We start from the raw sequence: 13,163 nt of genomic DNA, 5'->3' as shown, positions 1-13,163 counted from the left end.
GTCGCTGGTGTCCGCGGTCGAGGGCGGTTCGGCGGTCACGACGGGCGAGCGGGTGTCGGCCAAGGACGTGCTGGCCGCGGTTCCGGCCCTGCCCGTGGTGGACAAGATCGCGGCCAAGGTCAACGCGCAGTCCGAGGGCGAGCGCGCCGCCGCGCTGGAGCTCGCGCTGGAGGCCCTGTATCTGGCCAAGCGGATCGACAAGGTGTCCGGGGAGGGCCAAACCGTCTATGGGTAAAGGGCATTCGTCGCGGTACTCGGCGTACACCGGCGGGCCGGACCCGCTGGCCCCGCCGGTGGATCTGCGCGAGGCCCTCGAGCAGATCGGCCAGCACGTCCTTGGCCGACACCCGCTCGCCCGTCGTGACCGCCGAACCGCCCTCGACCGCGGACACCAGCGACCCCACGTCGATGCCGCCGAGCACCCGCGACGCGGTGTCGGCCGTGGCCCGGCGCAACAGGTGCTCCAGCACGGCCTGCTCGCGGCCCTCCTCACCGGACTCGAATTCCAGCTTGCCGCGCAGGACGTCGATCACCGTGCCGAGGTCGACCACGCGGGCCACCGGGTCGGTCTCCCCGAGCACCGCGCCGCGGTGCCGGGCGGCGGCCGCCACGGTTTCGGCCGCGGCGATCGCGAACCGCGCCGACACCCCGGAGCGCTGGTCGACCGAACTGGACTCCCGCAGATACCGGGCGAACCGGGCGATCACCTGCATCAGGTAGTCGGGCACCAGCGCGGACAGGTGCGCCTCCTGCACGATCACGCCCACCTCCGCGTCGAGCTCCAGCGGGTAGTGGGTGCGGATCTCCGCGCCGAACCGGTCCTTGAGCGGGGTGATGATGCGGCCGCGGTTCGTGTAGTCCTCGGGGTTGGCGCTGGCCACCACCAACACGTCCAGCGGCAGGCGCAGCGTGTACCCGCGCACCTGGATGTCGCGCTCCTCCATCACGTTGAGCATCGACACCTGGATGCGCTCGGCGAGATCGGGAAGCTCGTTGACCGCAACGATGCCGCGGTGCGCGCGCGGGATCAGGCCGTAGGCGATGGTCTCGGGGTCTCCCAGGCTGCGCCCTTCGGCGACCTTGATCGGGTCGATGTCGCCGACCAGGTCCGCGACGCTGGTGTCCGGCGTGGCCAGCTTCTCGGTGTAGCGCTCGCTGCGGTGCTTCCACTCCACCGGCAGGTCGTCGCCCAGGGTGGCGGCCTTGCGGATGGACTCCGGAGTGATCGGTGAGTAGGGGTGCTCGCCCAATTCCGCCCCGGCGATCACCGGCGTCCACTCGTCGAGCAGCCCGACCAGCGCCCGCAGGAGGCGCGTCTTGCCCTGGCCCCGCTCGCCGAGCAGGACGAAGTCGTGTCCGGCGATAAGCGCCCGCTCCAGCTGGGGCAGGACGGTGTCGTCGAAACCCAGGATGCCCGGCCAGACCTCGTCACCCTCGGCCAACGCGGTCAGCAGATTTTCCCGGATTTCCTGTTTGACTCCCCGCTCACGGTGGCCGGCGGCGCGCAACTCACCGACGGTGCGGGGCAGATTGCTGGGTGATGGCACCACTCCACGCTACGCGTTGGCCAATCGCCCCACGCGCCGAACGTTCAGTGCGCGAAGTGACGGGCCCCGGTCAGATACAGCGTGATGCCGGCGTTGGCCGCCGCCGCGGTCACCTCGTCGTCGCGCACCGACCCGCCGGGGTGCACGATCGCCTTCAGCCCGGCCGCCGTCAGCGTCTCGAGCCCGTCGGGGAACGGGAAGAACGCGTCGGAGGCCGCGACCGCGCCGCGGACCCGGTCGTCGCCGCGTGCATTCCCTCTTTCAACGGCCAGCCGGGCGGCGTCCACCCGGTTCACCTGCCCCATGCCGACGCCGATGGTAGCCCCGCCGCCGGCGATCACGATGGCGTTCGACTTCACCGCGCGGCACGCCCGCCACGCGAAGACCAGGTCGGTCAGCGTCGCCGGATCGGCCGGGGACCCCGTAGCCAAGGTCCAGTTCGCCGGGTTGTCGCCGTGCGCGTCGAGCTCGTCGCGCTGCTGCACCAGCAACCCACCGCTGATCGGCCGCAGCTCGGTGCCGCCGGTCAGCGGCTCGGAGGCCAGCAGCACCCGGATGTTCTTCTTGCGCGTCAGCGCCTCCACAGCCTCCGGCGCGTAGGCGGGCGCGATGATGACCTCGGTGAAGATGGTGCTCACGTACTCGGCCATCTCGAGGCTGACCTCGGTGTTGGCCGCGATGACGCCGCCGAAGGCGCTCAGCGGATCGCATTCGTGGGCCTTGCGATGCGCATCGGCCACCGATTCCGACGAGATGGCGATCCCGCACGGGTTGGCGTGCTTGATGATCGCGACGCAGGTCTCTTCGTGGTCGAAGGCGGCCCGCCAGGCCGCGTCGGCGTCGGTGAAGTTGTTGTACGACATCTCTTTTCCGTGCAGCTGCTCGGCTTGCGCCAGCCCCGGCCACGCGGCCGGGTCGCTGTAGAGCGCCGCCTGCTGGTGCGGGTTCTCGCCGTAGCGCAGCATCGCCGTGCGGGTCCAGCTGCGCCCCAACCATTTCGGGAACGCCGTCGGCGGATGCTCGGGCGCCAGCGTCGACTCCATCCAGCCCGCCACGGCGATGTCGTATTCCGCGGTGTGCTGAAACGCCAGCGCCGCCAGCTTCTTGCGCTCGGCGAGGGTGAAGCCGCCGTGCCGCACCGCGGCGAGCACGCCGTCGTAGCCGCGCGGGTCGGTGATCACCGCCACGCTGGGATGGTTCTTCGCGGCCGCGCGGACCATCGACGGCCCGCCGATGTCGATCTGCTCGACGCACTCGTCGATGCTGGCGCCCGAGTCCACGGTCTCGCTGAACGGATAGAGGTTGACGACGACGAGTTCGAAGGCGGCGATCCCGAGTTCCTCGAGCGCCGCGGCGTGCTCGGCCTTGCGAAGATCCGCGAGCAGGCCGGCGTGCACCCGCGGGTGCAGCGTCTTGACCCGGCCGTCGAGCACCTCGGGGAAGCCGGTCAGCTCCTCCACCCGGGTGACCGGAATCGCTTTGTCGGCAATGGTCTTCGCCGTCGATCCGGTCGAGACGATCTCGACGCCCGCGGCCGCCAGGCCTTGGGCGAGTTCGACGAGGCCGGTCTTGTCGTAGACGCTGATCAACGCGCGCCGGATCGGCCTTTTCGCCGTCTCCGGCCAGTCGTCGGTGCTCATCGGTTGCTCGCCTTTCGTCCGATCGTCGCTGTTCTTCCGACCAGGGTCAGGCCACCGGTCGCGATCTCGGCCACCACGTCCACCAGGAGCTTCCGTTCGGTGACCTTGATGCGTTCATGCAGGGTCTCGACGCTGTCACCGTCGAGCACCGGCACGGCCTGCTGGGCCAGGATCGGCCCGGTGTCCGTCCCGGCGTCCACCAGGTGCACCGTACAGCCTGTGACCTTGACGCCGTAGGCCAACGCGTCGGCGACCCCGTGCGCACCCGGGAACGCCGGCAGCAGCGCCGGATGCGTGTTAACGATCCGCCCGTAGAACCGGGAAAGGAATTGCGGCCCAAGTATTTTCATGAACCCCGCCGACACCACCAGGTCGGGCGAGTTGGCGGCGGCGGCCTGGGTGATGGCCGCGTCCCAGGCGGCGCGGTCGGGGTGGTCGCCAAGCCGCGCGGTGAAGGTCGGCAGTGCGGCCCCCGCGGCGATCTCGAGGGCCGGGCAGTCGCGATCGGCGCCCACCGCGACCACCCGGGCGGGGTACTCGCCGACGGCGGCGTCGAGCAGGGAGCTCAGCAGCGACCCGGTGCCCGACGCCAGCACCACCACCCGCGCCGGCGCGCTCGGGGGCACATGAAGCGGTTCGGGCACAGGGAGAAAGCCTAGTGGGAGCTACTCGTCGTGCTCGCGGTCGGTCGCGGTCGGCTCCGCGTCGCCGGGGGGCGGCGCGACCTCGTCGCCGCTGACCGCCGCGTCGTCGTCGCTGACCGGCGTCTCGTCAGCGGCGACCTCGTCGGGATCGGCGAAATCGGCCGGCGGCTCATCGGCCAGCTCGCCGTCCGGCTCACGGCCCGGCTCGTCGAAAACCTCCGCAAAGTCCGCGGGCGCGGCCGCGGCGCGCGCGGGCTTGGGCTTGGGCTTCGGCCGCCGGGGCCGTGCCCGGACGCCGCCGGTCATGAACAGCGTGATCCCGCCCACGACCGAGAACCAGAAGAACACCCCCACCAGCAGGGCGCCCTGGTCGACGCCGACGTCACCGAAGTTTCCCAGCCGGCCGCTGCCGCCGTAGGCGAGCAAGGACATCGTCAACGCCCCGGCGGCCGAGGCGACCAGCAGCTTGCCCATCGCCGGGATCAGCGGCAGCGCGCGCCGAGCGCACTGTTGCCCGACCGCCACCCCGGACGACGCCCCGATGATGAGCAGCGCGACCCACACCGGCCCGAGCGGCGGCCGGGGGGCCGCGGCCAGGATCGGCAGCGCCGGGATGTCGCCGCCGAACACGGTGAAGGAACTGAACGTCGCGAAGCCCAGGTGGGCGCTGGACCCGACGGCCATCGCCGAGGTGCCGACGATGACGTTGGGCGCGTACAACATCGACAGCACCGTGAGGCTGAACTGCCCGAAGATCGAATCGGTGATCCCGTACAGGTCTTGCATGGTCGCCCAATGCACCACCAGCGAGGCCGCCGTGACCATGCCGGATAGCCCGAGCAACGCCAGCACGCCCGCGGACGCGGCCCGCAGGGCGTCGCCCAGCCACAGCGGCAGCGACGACGCCGCCAGCGCCCGTCGTCCCACCCGGGACCACACGCCGACCGCGGCGCCGACGGCATGCACGACGAGCACGCTGGTGAACGCGCGCAGGGCGCTGGGCGTCTGCAGCTCGGTGATGACCGACGACGCGTCGTGGATGACGGCCAGGGCGATCGCGGCGATCAGCAGGGGGCCGCCCAGCGCGGACGCGACGACCCAGCGGACCACCAGCCACGAGGAATACGGGGAGATGGCCCGCGCCGTGCTGCGCGCCGTGGCCCAGATCATCAGCAGCACCGGCAGCAGCGGCATGACGCCCAATTCGCGGCCGCCGATCGAGATCGGCACCTGGTGCACGCCGAGCCACATGCTGGCGATCGCGCCCAGCGCCCCGGTCATGTCGCTGTTGGCGATCAACAACTGCAGCAACGTGACCGCGGCGATGATGACCAGGGCCACCACCGCCGGGCCGAACGCGACCCGGACTAGGTCACGCGCCTGGCGGGCGCCCGCAGGCCGGCCGTTTTCCACCCGTGTCACTCTTGGCGCAGGTCCCCGACTAGGCGCGCAGGCGCGCCGTTAGGACGGCGCTGGGCCAGACTGCGACGAAGGCGACTGCTGCTCCTGGCCGTAGGGCTGCTGGCCCCCGGCCTGGTTGGAGTAGTTGGACGACGAACCCTCGGAGCCGGCGCCGGCCGCAGGGGGCGGGCTGAAGCTCGGGAAGCCGGTGGGCGGCGTGGACGGACCTTGCTGCGCGGCCTGCTGGGGCGCGGGCTGGGCGCCGAAACCGCCCGTCGGAACCGCGGTTTGGGTCGGGCCCTGGCCGGCCCCGTATCCGCCGTACTGCGATCCGTACCCGGGGTGCTGCGGTGATTGCTGCTGACCGCCCGGCTGGCCGTAGTAGGGCTGCTGGCCGTACTGCCCGTATTGGCCGTACTGACCGTACTGGGCGTACGGGTCGTATTTCGGCCGCGGCGTCGGCGCCGTGATGACACCCGCTTCCAAGAGGACGACGACGACGGCGGCGATCGCCTGGAGCACGCTGCAGGCCACCAGGGGCCACATCGCCCAGCCGACCGAGACGCCGGCGGGCAGGTTGATGGTCTCGGTGATGGCGAGCAACCCACCCAGGACCGCGATGACCGCGACGATTCCGGCGTAGCTCTTGGCCTTGGGCACCAGGCTCAGGCCCGCGAGCAGCGCGGCCAGCACCGCGACGATGACGGCGGTGCCCGCGTCACCGGCGCGGCCGCCGACGCCCGGGCCGAGGTCGGCGCCAATGGTGAAGGTCGGTCCGAAGTTCAGCAGGTATACGGCGAGTCCGAGGACGATCACCGCGATGTTCAGGTAGAGCGGGAGCTTGCTGGCGCCGTCGTCGTCCTTGGTGAACGACGGTGTGCTGCCTGCGTAGGAGCCGCCGGGCGGCGCGGTCGGGTATCCGGGGCTGCCGGGCGAGTAGGTCATGGCTCCTCCTGTTGCTTCCAGTGCCTTGAAGTGCCTTTGCGGGCGCCACAGTTGCGTCGCGACGCTGTGCTTGCGGGCGCGCCGTTTCACAACCGCCGTGCCCGGCGCTTGCGTTGCGACGCGATCGATCAACCACGCTAGCGCACTTCGCGACGCCGGTGCCGTGGCGACCGGCTCGGACACGAGACCGCCGCCGATCCGTGCCGCCGCGACGGCAGCTTGCCGAGCGAAGGTAGAACACGTTCTAATTCACCCCATGGATTACGGGCTTGTGCTTTTTACCAGCGACCGCGGCATCTCTCCGGCGTCGGCCGCGAAGCTTGCCGACGAACACGGCTTCACGACCTTTTACGTGCCGGAACACACCCACATCCCGATCAAGCGCGAGGCGGCGCACCCGACGACCGGCGACGCGTCGCTGCCGGATGACCGCTACATGCGGACGCTAGACCCATGGGTAAGTCTGGGGGCGGCCTGCGCCGTCACGTCGCGCGTGCGGCTGTCCACCGCGGTGGCGCTGCCGGTCGAGCACGACCCGATCACGCTGGCGAAAAGCATCGCGACCCTCGACCATCTGTCCGGCGGGCGCGTCAGCCTCGGCGTCGGGTTCGGCTGGAACACCGACGAGCTCGCCGACCACGGCGTGCCGGCCGGACGGCGCCGCACCTGCCTGCGCGAGTACCTCGAAGCCATGCGCGAGCTGTGGACCAAGGAGGAAGCCGCCTACGACGGCGAGTTCGTCAAGTTCGGGCCCAGCTGGGCCTGGCCCAAGCCCGTGCAACCACACATTCCGGTGCTGGTCGGCGCGGCCGGGACCGAGAAGAACTTCAAGTGGATCGCCCGCAGCGCCGACGGCTGGATCACCACGCCGCGCGACTTCGACATCGACGAGCCGGTGAAGTTGCTCCAGGACACCTGGGCGGCCGCCGGCCGCGACGGCGCCCCGCAGATCGTCGCCCTGGACTTCAAGCCGGTGCCCGAGAAGCTCGCCAAATGGGCCGAGCTCGGCGTGACCGAGGTGCTGTTCGGCCTGCCGGACAAGCCCGACGACGAGGTCGCCGCCTATGTGGAGCGGCTCGCCGGCAAGCTGGCCGCCCTCGTCTGAGACGCCTCCGTATCCCCGAGACATAAACCACGGCGACGGTTTACGGCGTGTCGTGTGCGTGGTTTATGTGTCGTGGACGGGCCGGGCGTCAGGCCAGCGCGGCCCGGTTGTCCTTCTCCGTCGGCCGCACCACGATCGAAGCCCCGAGCGGCTCGCCGTTGCTGAGTAGCCCGACCAGATCGGGGTCCTCGCTCAGGGCCAGGAAGCGGCTGCCGTCGCCATCGAGACGGCCGACGATGAGGCCGGTGTGCACCGGCCAGTCGTAGCGGACGGTGTAGGTCTCGATGGTCGCCGGACCGTCGGCCTTGACAGTCACGGGCATCCTGGGACGCGCGGCGACCTCGGCACGCAGCGCGGCGCTGTTGTCGGGCTTCCAGTTCACCGGGGTGGTCGAGTACACCCCGACGGAGTACTTGCTCATGATCCCGCCGTTGGCGGCGACTAGGCCGAATTGCCCTGGCCGGTCCCGCATTTCGCTGACCGTTTCGGCGATGCCGTGCAGTGAGTAGTTGTTGCCCGGCCCGCCGAAGTACGGCAGGCCGCCGGTGAGCGTCAGCCCGCGCGGGTCGTCGGTGGCCAGAGAAGTCCCGTCGCAGAAGTTGAACACCGGCACCGGGAAGCAGCTGTAGAGGTCGAAGGTCGAGATGTCGTCGATGCCGACGCCAGCGCCGACGAGCGCTTCCCGGACCGCCAGCACTGAAGCCGAGTTGTGCGTCAGGTCGAGGCGGTCGAGCAGCGGCTGGTCCACCATGTCGGCGTGGCCGTGCAAGAACACCCAGCGCTCTTCGGGCACGCCGAGCCTGCGGGCCGCGGCCACCGACATCAACAGCGCGGCCGCACCTTGATTGACCTGGTCACGGGCCACCAGCAGCCTCGGGTACGGATCACAGATCATCCGGTTGGCCGCGGTGACGGTGATGAGCTCGTCGACCGTGCGCTCCACCGGGGAGGATGCGAACGGGTTCTTCGCCGCCACCTTGGTGAACGGAGCGAACAACTCGCCCATCTGGCGCCGGTAGTCGGAGACGCTCAAGCCCAGTCGGGCACGACGCGCGTTCTCCAGCAGCCCGTACTGGGCCGGCGCGCCGACCAAGCCATGCGCGACGGTGTAGGCGTCGAACAGGCCCTCGTAGCCGAAGCCCCGGTCTTCGAGGGAGCCCTCGACCGTGTCGGAATGATCCGGCTTCTCCCGGTCGGCGAAATACCGGATGCTGGAAGTGTTCTCAGAGCCGAAGATCATCACGACCTCGGCCGCACCCGAGGAGATAACGCCGGCGAACTCGGTGACCAGATGCTGTGGGCCCTGGCCGCCGATGGGTTCGAGAAGCGTGCGGGCTGGTGCAGCACCGATGCGCTGGGCCACCGAACGCGGGTAGTTGTTGGACTTGCCCATCGGCGCGGGTGTGCGCCCGGAGAGTTCGAACTGCCGGATCGCGGCGACGGTGTCGATGGACGCGGCGACGGTGGTGGCGTCGGCCCCACAGTCATGCAGTGCGGCCTGCGCCGCCGCGGTGGCCAGTTCCACCGAGGACATCCCGCGGTAGCCGGTGTCCTCGATGCGCTCGGTGAACTGCCCCACACCGACGATGACCGGCGTGTTCGGGTCGAGATTCATAGACCCACTATCTACCTGGGGCAGGGCCCCGGCCAAATCCGGGGCCCTCGCAGCGTCCTATGGTGGCGACCCGCCTCGCCCGGTCCCCCGCAAGCGGGAGGTGCCCCCAACGCCGGGCTCCCGATCGCCACGGGCCCTACAGGCTTTGCAGGATCTCCCGGGCCAGCGCGGCGGTCTCCGAAGGGGTCTTGCCGACCTTGACGCCGGCCGCCTCCAGGGCTTCCTTCTTGGCGGCCGCGGTGCCCGACGAACCGGACACGATGGCGCCGGCGTGGCCCATCGTCTTGCCTTCCGGCGCAGTGAATCCCGCGACATAGCCCACGACCGGCTTGCTCACGTTGGCTTTGATGTAGTCGGCCGCACGCTCCTCGGCATCGCCGCCGATCTCACCGATCATCACGATGACCTTGGTGTCGGGGTCCTTCTCGAACGCCTCGATGGCGTCGATGTGGGTGGTGCCGATCACCGGGTCACCGCCGATGCCGATCGACGTGGAGAACCCGAAATCGCGCAGCTCGTACATCATCTGGTAGGTCAGCGTGCCGGACTTGGACACCAGGCCGACGGGTCCGGGGCCGCTGATGTTGGCGGGCGTGATCCCGGCCAACGCCTCACCCGGGGTGATGATGCCGGGGCAGTTCGGCCCGATGATGCGCGTCTTGTGGCCCTTGTCCAGGTTGTACGCCCACGCATATGCGGTGTCCTGCACCGGCACTCCCTCGGTGATGACCACCAGCAACGGGATCTCGGCATCGATGGCCTCGATCATGGCGTCCTTGGCGAACTTCGGCGGCACGAAGCCGACCGACACGTTGGCGCCGGTCTCCTTCATCGCCTCCGCGACGCTGCCGAACACCGGCAGCTCGACGTCCTTACCGACCGGGTCGACGTGCGAGACGGTGGTGCCCGCCTTGCGCGCGTTCACCCCGCCCACAACCTGCGTGCCGGCTTTCAGCATCAGCGCGGTGTGCTTGGTGCCCTCGCCGCCGGTGATGCCCTGGACGATGACCTTCGAGTCCTTGTTCAGGAAGATCGACATTCGTTGGCTCCCTTACTTGTTCGCCAGCTCGGCGGCTTTGTCGGCACCGGCGTCCATGGTCTCGGCCTGGATCACCAGCGGGTGGTTGGCTTGGGCCAGGATGCGGCGTCCTTCGTCGACGTTATTGCCGTCGAGCCGCACCACGAGCGGCTTGTTGGCCTCGTCACCGAGCATGTTCAGGGCGGTCACGATTCCGTTGGCGACGGCGTCGCACGAGGTGATACCCCCGAACACGTTCACGAAGACGCTCTTGACCTGCTTGTCGTTCAGGATGACGTCCAGCCCCGCGGCCATGACTTCGGCCGACGCGCCTCCGCCGATGTCCAGGAAGTTGGCCGGCTTGACCCCGCCGTGCTTTTCCCCGGCGTACGCGACGACGTCGAGCGTGGACATCACCAGGCCCGCGCCGTTACCGATGATGCCGACGGCGCCATCCAGCTTGACGTAGTTGAGGTCGTGCTCTTTGGCCTTGAGCTCCAGCGGGTCGGTGGACGCGCGGTCCTCGAACTCGGCGTGCTCGGGGTGGCGGAAGTCGGCGTTGGCGTCCAGCGTGATCTTGCCGTCCAGCGCCAGGATTTGGTCTTCGGGGTCGCGCACCAACGGATTGACCTCGACCAGGGTGGCGTCCTCGGCGACGAACAGCTCCCACAGCTTGTTGATGGTCACCGCGGCGGCGTCGAGCACCTCGGCGGGCAGGTGGCCCTGCTCGGCGATCGAGCGCGCGGTCGCCAGGTCGACACCGGTGACGGCGTTCACCGGAACCTTGGCCAGCCGCTCGGGCTTGGTGGCGGCCACCTCTTCGATTTCCATCCCGCCCTCGACCGAGCACATGGCCAGGTAGGTGCGGTTGGCACGGTCCAGCAGGAAGGAGATGTAGTACTCCTCGGAGATGTCGCTGGCCTCGGCGACCAGCAGCTTCTTGACGATGTGGCCCTTGATGTCGAGGCCGAGGATGTTCTTGGCGTGTTCGTAGGCTTCGTCCGGTGTCGCCGCGTACTTGACGCCCCCCGCCTTGCCGCGGCCGCCGACCTTCACCTGCGCCTTGACCATGACCGGGCGACCGATTTCGGCGGCGATTTCCCGAGCGCCCTCGGCGGTGTCGGTCACCCGCCCCGGCGTAGTCGGTACGTTGTGCTTGGCGAACAATTCTTTTGCTTGATACTCGAAAAGGTCCATGGACTCTCTGTCTTCGCTCGACTCAACTGCTAGGCCTCTTGATGGGCGGTGCCGCGTTCGGCGACTCGCACGGACGAACTGTATCCACTGGCCAACCGGCCCTTACGGGCGCGTCCGGCGATGTGGCACAGCTCACGACATCCCCGCCTACCAGCGTCGTGACTCAAATCACAATTTCGGCCGGTTTGCCCGACGAGGTTGCCAGTGCCGCGAGTTAGCGGATACCTTCCTAGGGTCCAGATAACGTTATGGTCACGATACGAGGACATTTCAGCTTGTCCCAGCACCGTTTAGCTCCTTCAACTGCCGAAACGGCAGGCGTGGTGAGAGTTGGCCGCTCGGCGGGCGGCCGGGGAACGGAACCCCATCGCAACGAAGTCACCGAAATCCTCCCGCTCGACGGCTTCGACTTCGATGACCTGGATTGGCGCGACGACGCCCGCGATCTCGGCGACCTCGACTACAGCAACGACTCCAGGTTCGACAACGCCGCGCAGGTGCTGCTGGCTCCAGAACTCGACGACCTGAACGACGCCGACGATCCGGCCCCGCTGTGGCTGGCCGCGCCGGTGACCGAGGTGCTCCCGCGGGTGGTCGTCGGGCCCGAGCGGCGTCCGGCTCGCGGGCATGCCACCGATGTCGTCGGGGCGGTGCGGCGCGGCGGGCAGCATCGCAAGCAACCGACCAGCGCGGCCAGGGGCCGCCTGATGATCTCGGCGATGGCCGCCGGCGCGGCCGCCGCGGCGGCCCACACCGCCACCAGCCACGCCGACACGCCCAGGACCGAGGCCGTGCTGACCGCGAACGCGTCGGCGCTCACCGGCGGGTCCGGCAGCAACACGATCCGCGGCGCGCAGGTGGTCGCGCTCGAGCCGGCGGCGACCGCCGCCGTGCACAACCAGGAGCTGGCCAAGGGCGTCGCGTTCGCCAACGACCGCGCCCAGCGCGAGGCACGGCTGCAGCAGCCGCTCTATGTGATGCCCACAAAGGGCATCTTCACCTCCAACTTCGGCTACCGCTGGGGCGTGCTGCACGCCGGCATCGACCTGGCCAACTCGATCGGGACACCGATCTACGCGGTGTCCGACGGCGTCGTCATCGACGCGGGGCCCGCCGCCGGCTACGGGGCGTTGGTCAAGCTCCGCCACGCCGACGGCACCGTGACGCTCTATGGCCATGTCAACACGACGCTGGTCAGCGTCGGGCAGCGCGTGATGGCCGGCGACCAGATCGCCACCATGGGCAACCGGGGCAACTCCACCGGCCCCCACCTGCACTTCGAGGTGCTTCAGGGCGGCACCGAACGCATCGACCCCGTCCCGTGGCTGGCTAAGCGGGGTCTTATGGTCGGTAACTACGCTGGTTGAGGTGACCGCGCCGAATCAACCAACCCCCGGTCCGCAACCGCCTGAGTCCGCGTCGCCGTCGGACTCCAAGACGCGCATCATCCGCCGGGCACCCACCGGACCCGTCCCTATCGCGCCGGAATCCCCGACCACCCACATCCCGTCCCAGCCGCCGCTCTATCAGGCCGCTTCTCGCCCGGGAAGCCGCGTTGCCTACGACGCGCCGGGCGACGAGCCAAGCGACCGGACGGCCGTCGCCGCCTGCGCCGTCAGCATCGTCAGTGGGTGGGCCACGTCGGTGGTCGCCACCGACCTGATCGCCGGTTGGTGGCGATCCGACCGCTTGTTCTGCATCGCCGTCGCATTCCTCGCCGTGGTTTTCGCGGCGGCCACCATCTCGGGCGTGATCATGCTGCTGCAGCACCGGCCCGTCGGGCGCTACCTCATCGCGGTCGGCGCCGTGGTCGCCGTGCTGACCTACCTGGGTGTGTTCATCGCCGGTGCCCGTGTCGCGTGGATCGTGCACCTGCTGCCGCTGCTGCCGCTCGCCAGCGTGGTGCTCGCGATGCACCCGCGAACCAAACGCTGGCTGGAGGCGTGACGCGGCCGGCAGGCCGCACCGGCTAGATGTACCCGGTTAAGACGTTGGTGTCAGTCGGCTGATTGGGGGTTGGCCTCCGATGGCTGTGTGGCGACGTTGATTGT

10 protein-coding genes and 2 pseudogenes are annotated in these 13,163 nt (G+C 69.5%); 4 read left to right on the top strand and 8 right to left on the bottom strand.

Going from position 1 to position 13,163, the window contains the following annotated elements; all coding sequences use genetic code 11:
- Positions 1-235: pseudogene (locus A5692_RS27930) on the top strand (magnesium chelatase); the annotation flags it as partial.
- Positions 236-275: 40 nt separating this feature from the next.
- Here A5692_RS27930 and A5692_RS03290 read toward each other — a convergent pair.
- The 5 genes and pseudogenes from A5692_RS03290 to A5692_RS03270 all read right to left on the bottom strand — a co-directional run.
- Positions 276-1,550, bottom strand: a pseudogene (locus A5692_RS03290) (sigma 54-interacting transcriptional regulator); the annotation flags it as partial.
- Between the two features lie 41 nt (positions 1,551-1,591).
- Positions 1,592-3,187: a bifunctional phosphoribosylaminoimidazolecarboxamide formyltransferase/IMP cyclohydrolase gene (gene purH, locus A5692_RS03285; protein WP_068052015.1), complete on the bottom strand. Its 1,596-nt coding sequence runs from the start codon at positions 3,185-3,187 to the stop codon at positions 1,592-1,594.
- The gene (gene purN, locus A5692_RS03280; RefSeq protein WP_068052012.1) at positions 3,184-3,831 is read right to left on the bottom strand and encodes a phosphoribosylglycinamide formyltransferase; all 648 of its coding nucleotides are present in this window, start codon (positions 3,829-3,831) and stop codon (positions 3,184-3,186) included. Before purN ends, purH begins: the two co-directional genes overlap by 4 nt.
- Positions 3,832-3,852: 21 nt before the next feature.
- Positions 3,853-5,244, bottom strand: coding sequence for a DUF6350 family protein (locus tag A5692_RS03275; protein WP_068052010.1), 1,392 nt, complete (start codon positions 5,242-5,244; stop codon positions 3,853-3,855).
- A gap of 48 nt (positions 5,245-5,292) precedes the next feature.
- Positions 5,293-6,177, bottom strand: coding sequence for a DUF5336 domain-containing protein (locus A5692_RS03270; RefSeq protein WP_068052007.1), 885 nt, complete (start codon positions 6,175-6,177; stop codon positions 5,293-5,295).
- Positions 6,178-6,433: 256 nt separating this feature from the next.
- On the opposite strand from A5692_RS03270, the gene A5692_RS03265 reads away from it, so the two are divergent.
- Positions 6,434-7,282, top strand: coding sequence for an LLM class F420-dependent oxidoreductase (locus A5692_RS03265; protein ID WP_068052006.1), 849 nt, complete (start codon positions 6,434-6,436; stop codon positions 7,280-7,282).
- A gap of 88 nt (positions 7,283-7,370) precedes the next feature.
- On the opposite strand, the gene A5692_RS03260 is transcribed toward A5692_RS03265, so the two are convergent.
- From A5692_RS03260 to sucC, 3 genes are all read right to left on the bottom strand, one after another.
- Complete coding sequence (locus A5692_RS03260) at positions 7,371-8,897, bottom strand: acetyl-CoA acetyltransferase (RefSeq protein ID WP_068052004.1); 1,527 nt, start codon at positions 8,895-8,897, stop codon at positions 7,371-7,373.
- Between the two features lie 136 nt (positions 8,898-9,033).
- Positions 9,034-9,936, bottom strand: a complete 903-nt coding sequence (sucD, locus tag A5692_RS03255; protein ID WP_067921437.1) for a succinate--CoA ligase subunit alpha — start codon at positions 9,934-9,936, stop codon at positions 9,034-9,036.
- A gap of 12 nt (positions 9,937-9,948) precedes the next feature.
- Positions 9,949-11,112, bottom strand: coding sequence for an ADP-forming succinate--CoA ligase subunit beta (gene sucC, locus A5692_RS03250; protein WP_068052001.1), 1,164 nt, complete (start codon positions 11,110-11,112; stop codon positions 9,949-9,951).
- Between the two features lie 323 nt (positions 11,113-11,435).
- On the opposite strand from sucC, the gene A5692_RS03245 reads away from it, so the two are divergent.
- Positions 11,436-12,479 (top strand): M23 family metallopeptidase, encoded by a 1,044-nt coding sequence (locus tag A5692_RS03245; protein WP_156765906.1) that lies wholly within the window; start codon positions 11,436-11,438, stop codon positions 12,477-12,479.
- A 1-nt stretch (position 12,480) separates the two neighbouring features.
- Positions 12,481-13,059 carry a hypothetical protein gene (locus A5692_RS03240; RefSeq protein WP_068051998.1) on the top strand — a complete coding sequence of 193 codons (579 nt, stop codon included), beginning with the start codon at positions 12,481-12,483 and terminating at the stop codon, positions 13,057-13,059.
- The last annotated feature ends 104 nt before the right edge of the window (positions 13,060-13,163 follow it).

It is taken from the genome of Mycobacterium sp. E342 (genome assembly GCF_001667665.1).
Classification (GTDB): domain Bacteria; phylum Actinomycetota; class Actinomycetes; order Mycobacteriales; family Mycobacteriaceae; genus Mycobacterium.
This window is presented reverse-complemented; position numbering and strand designations above follow the sequence as displayed.

What these genes read in the sequence shown, in the direction of transcription:
- purH (WP_068052015.1), bottom strand. Translation starts at nt 3,187, where the DNA reads ATGAGCACCGACGACTGGCCGGAGACGGCGAAAAGGCCGATCCGGCGC.
- A5692_RS03270 (WP_068052007.1), bottom strand. Translation starts at nt 6,177, where the DNA reads ATGACCTACTCGCCCGGCAGCCCCGGATACCCGACCGCGCCGCCCGGC.
- A5692_RS03265 (WP_068052006.1), top strand. Translation starts at nt 6,434, where the DNA reads ATGGATTACGGGCTTGTGCTTTTTACCAGCGACCGCGGCATCTCTCCG.
- A5692_RS03260 (WP_068052004.1), bottom strand. Translation starts at nt 8,897, where the DNA reads ATGAATCTCGACCCGAACACGCCGGTCATCGTCGGTGTGGGGCAGTTC.
- sucD (WP_067921437.1), bottom strand. Translation starts at nt 9,936, where the DNA reads ATGTCGATCTTCCTGAACAAGGACTCGAAGGTCATCGTCCAGGGCATC.
- sucC (WP_068052001.1), bottom strand. Translation starts at nt 11,112, where the DNA reads ATGGACCTTTTCGAGTATCAAGCAAAAGAATTGTTCGCCAAGCACAAC.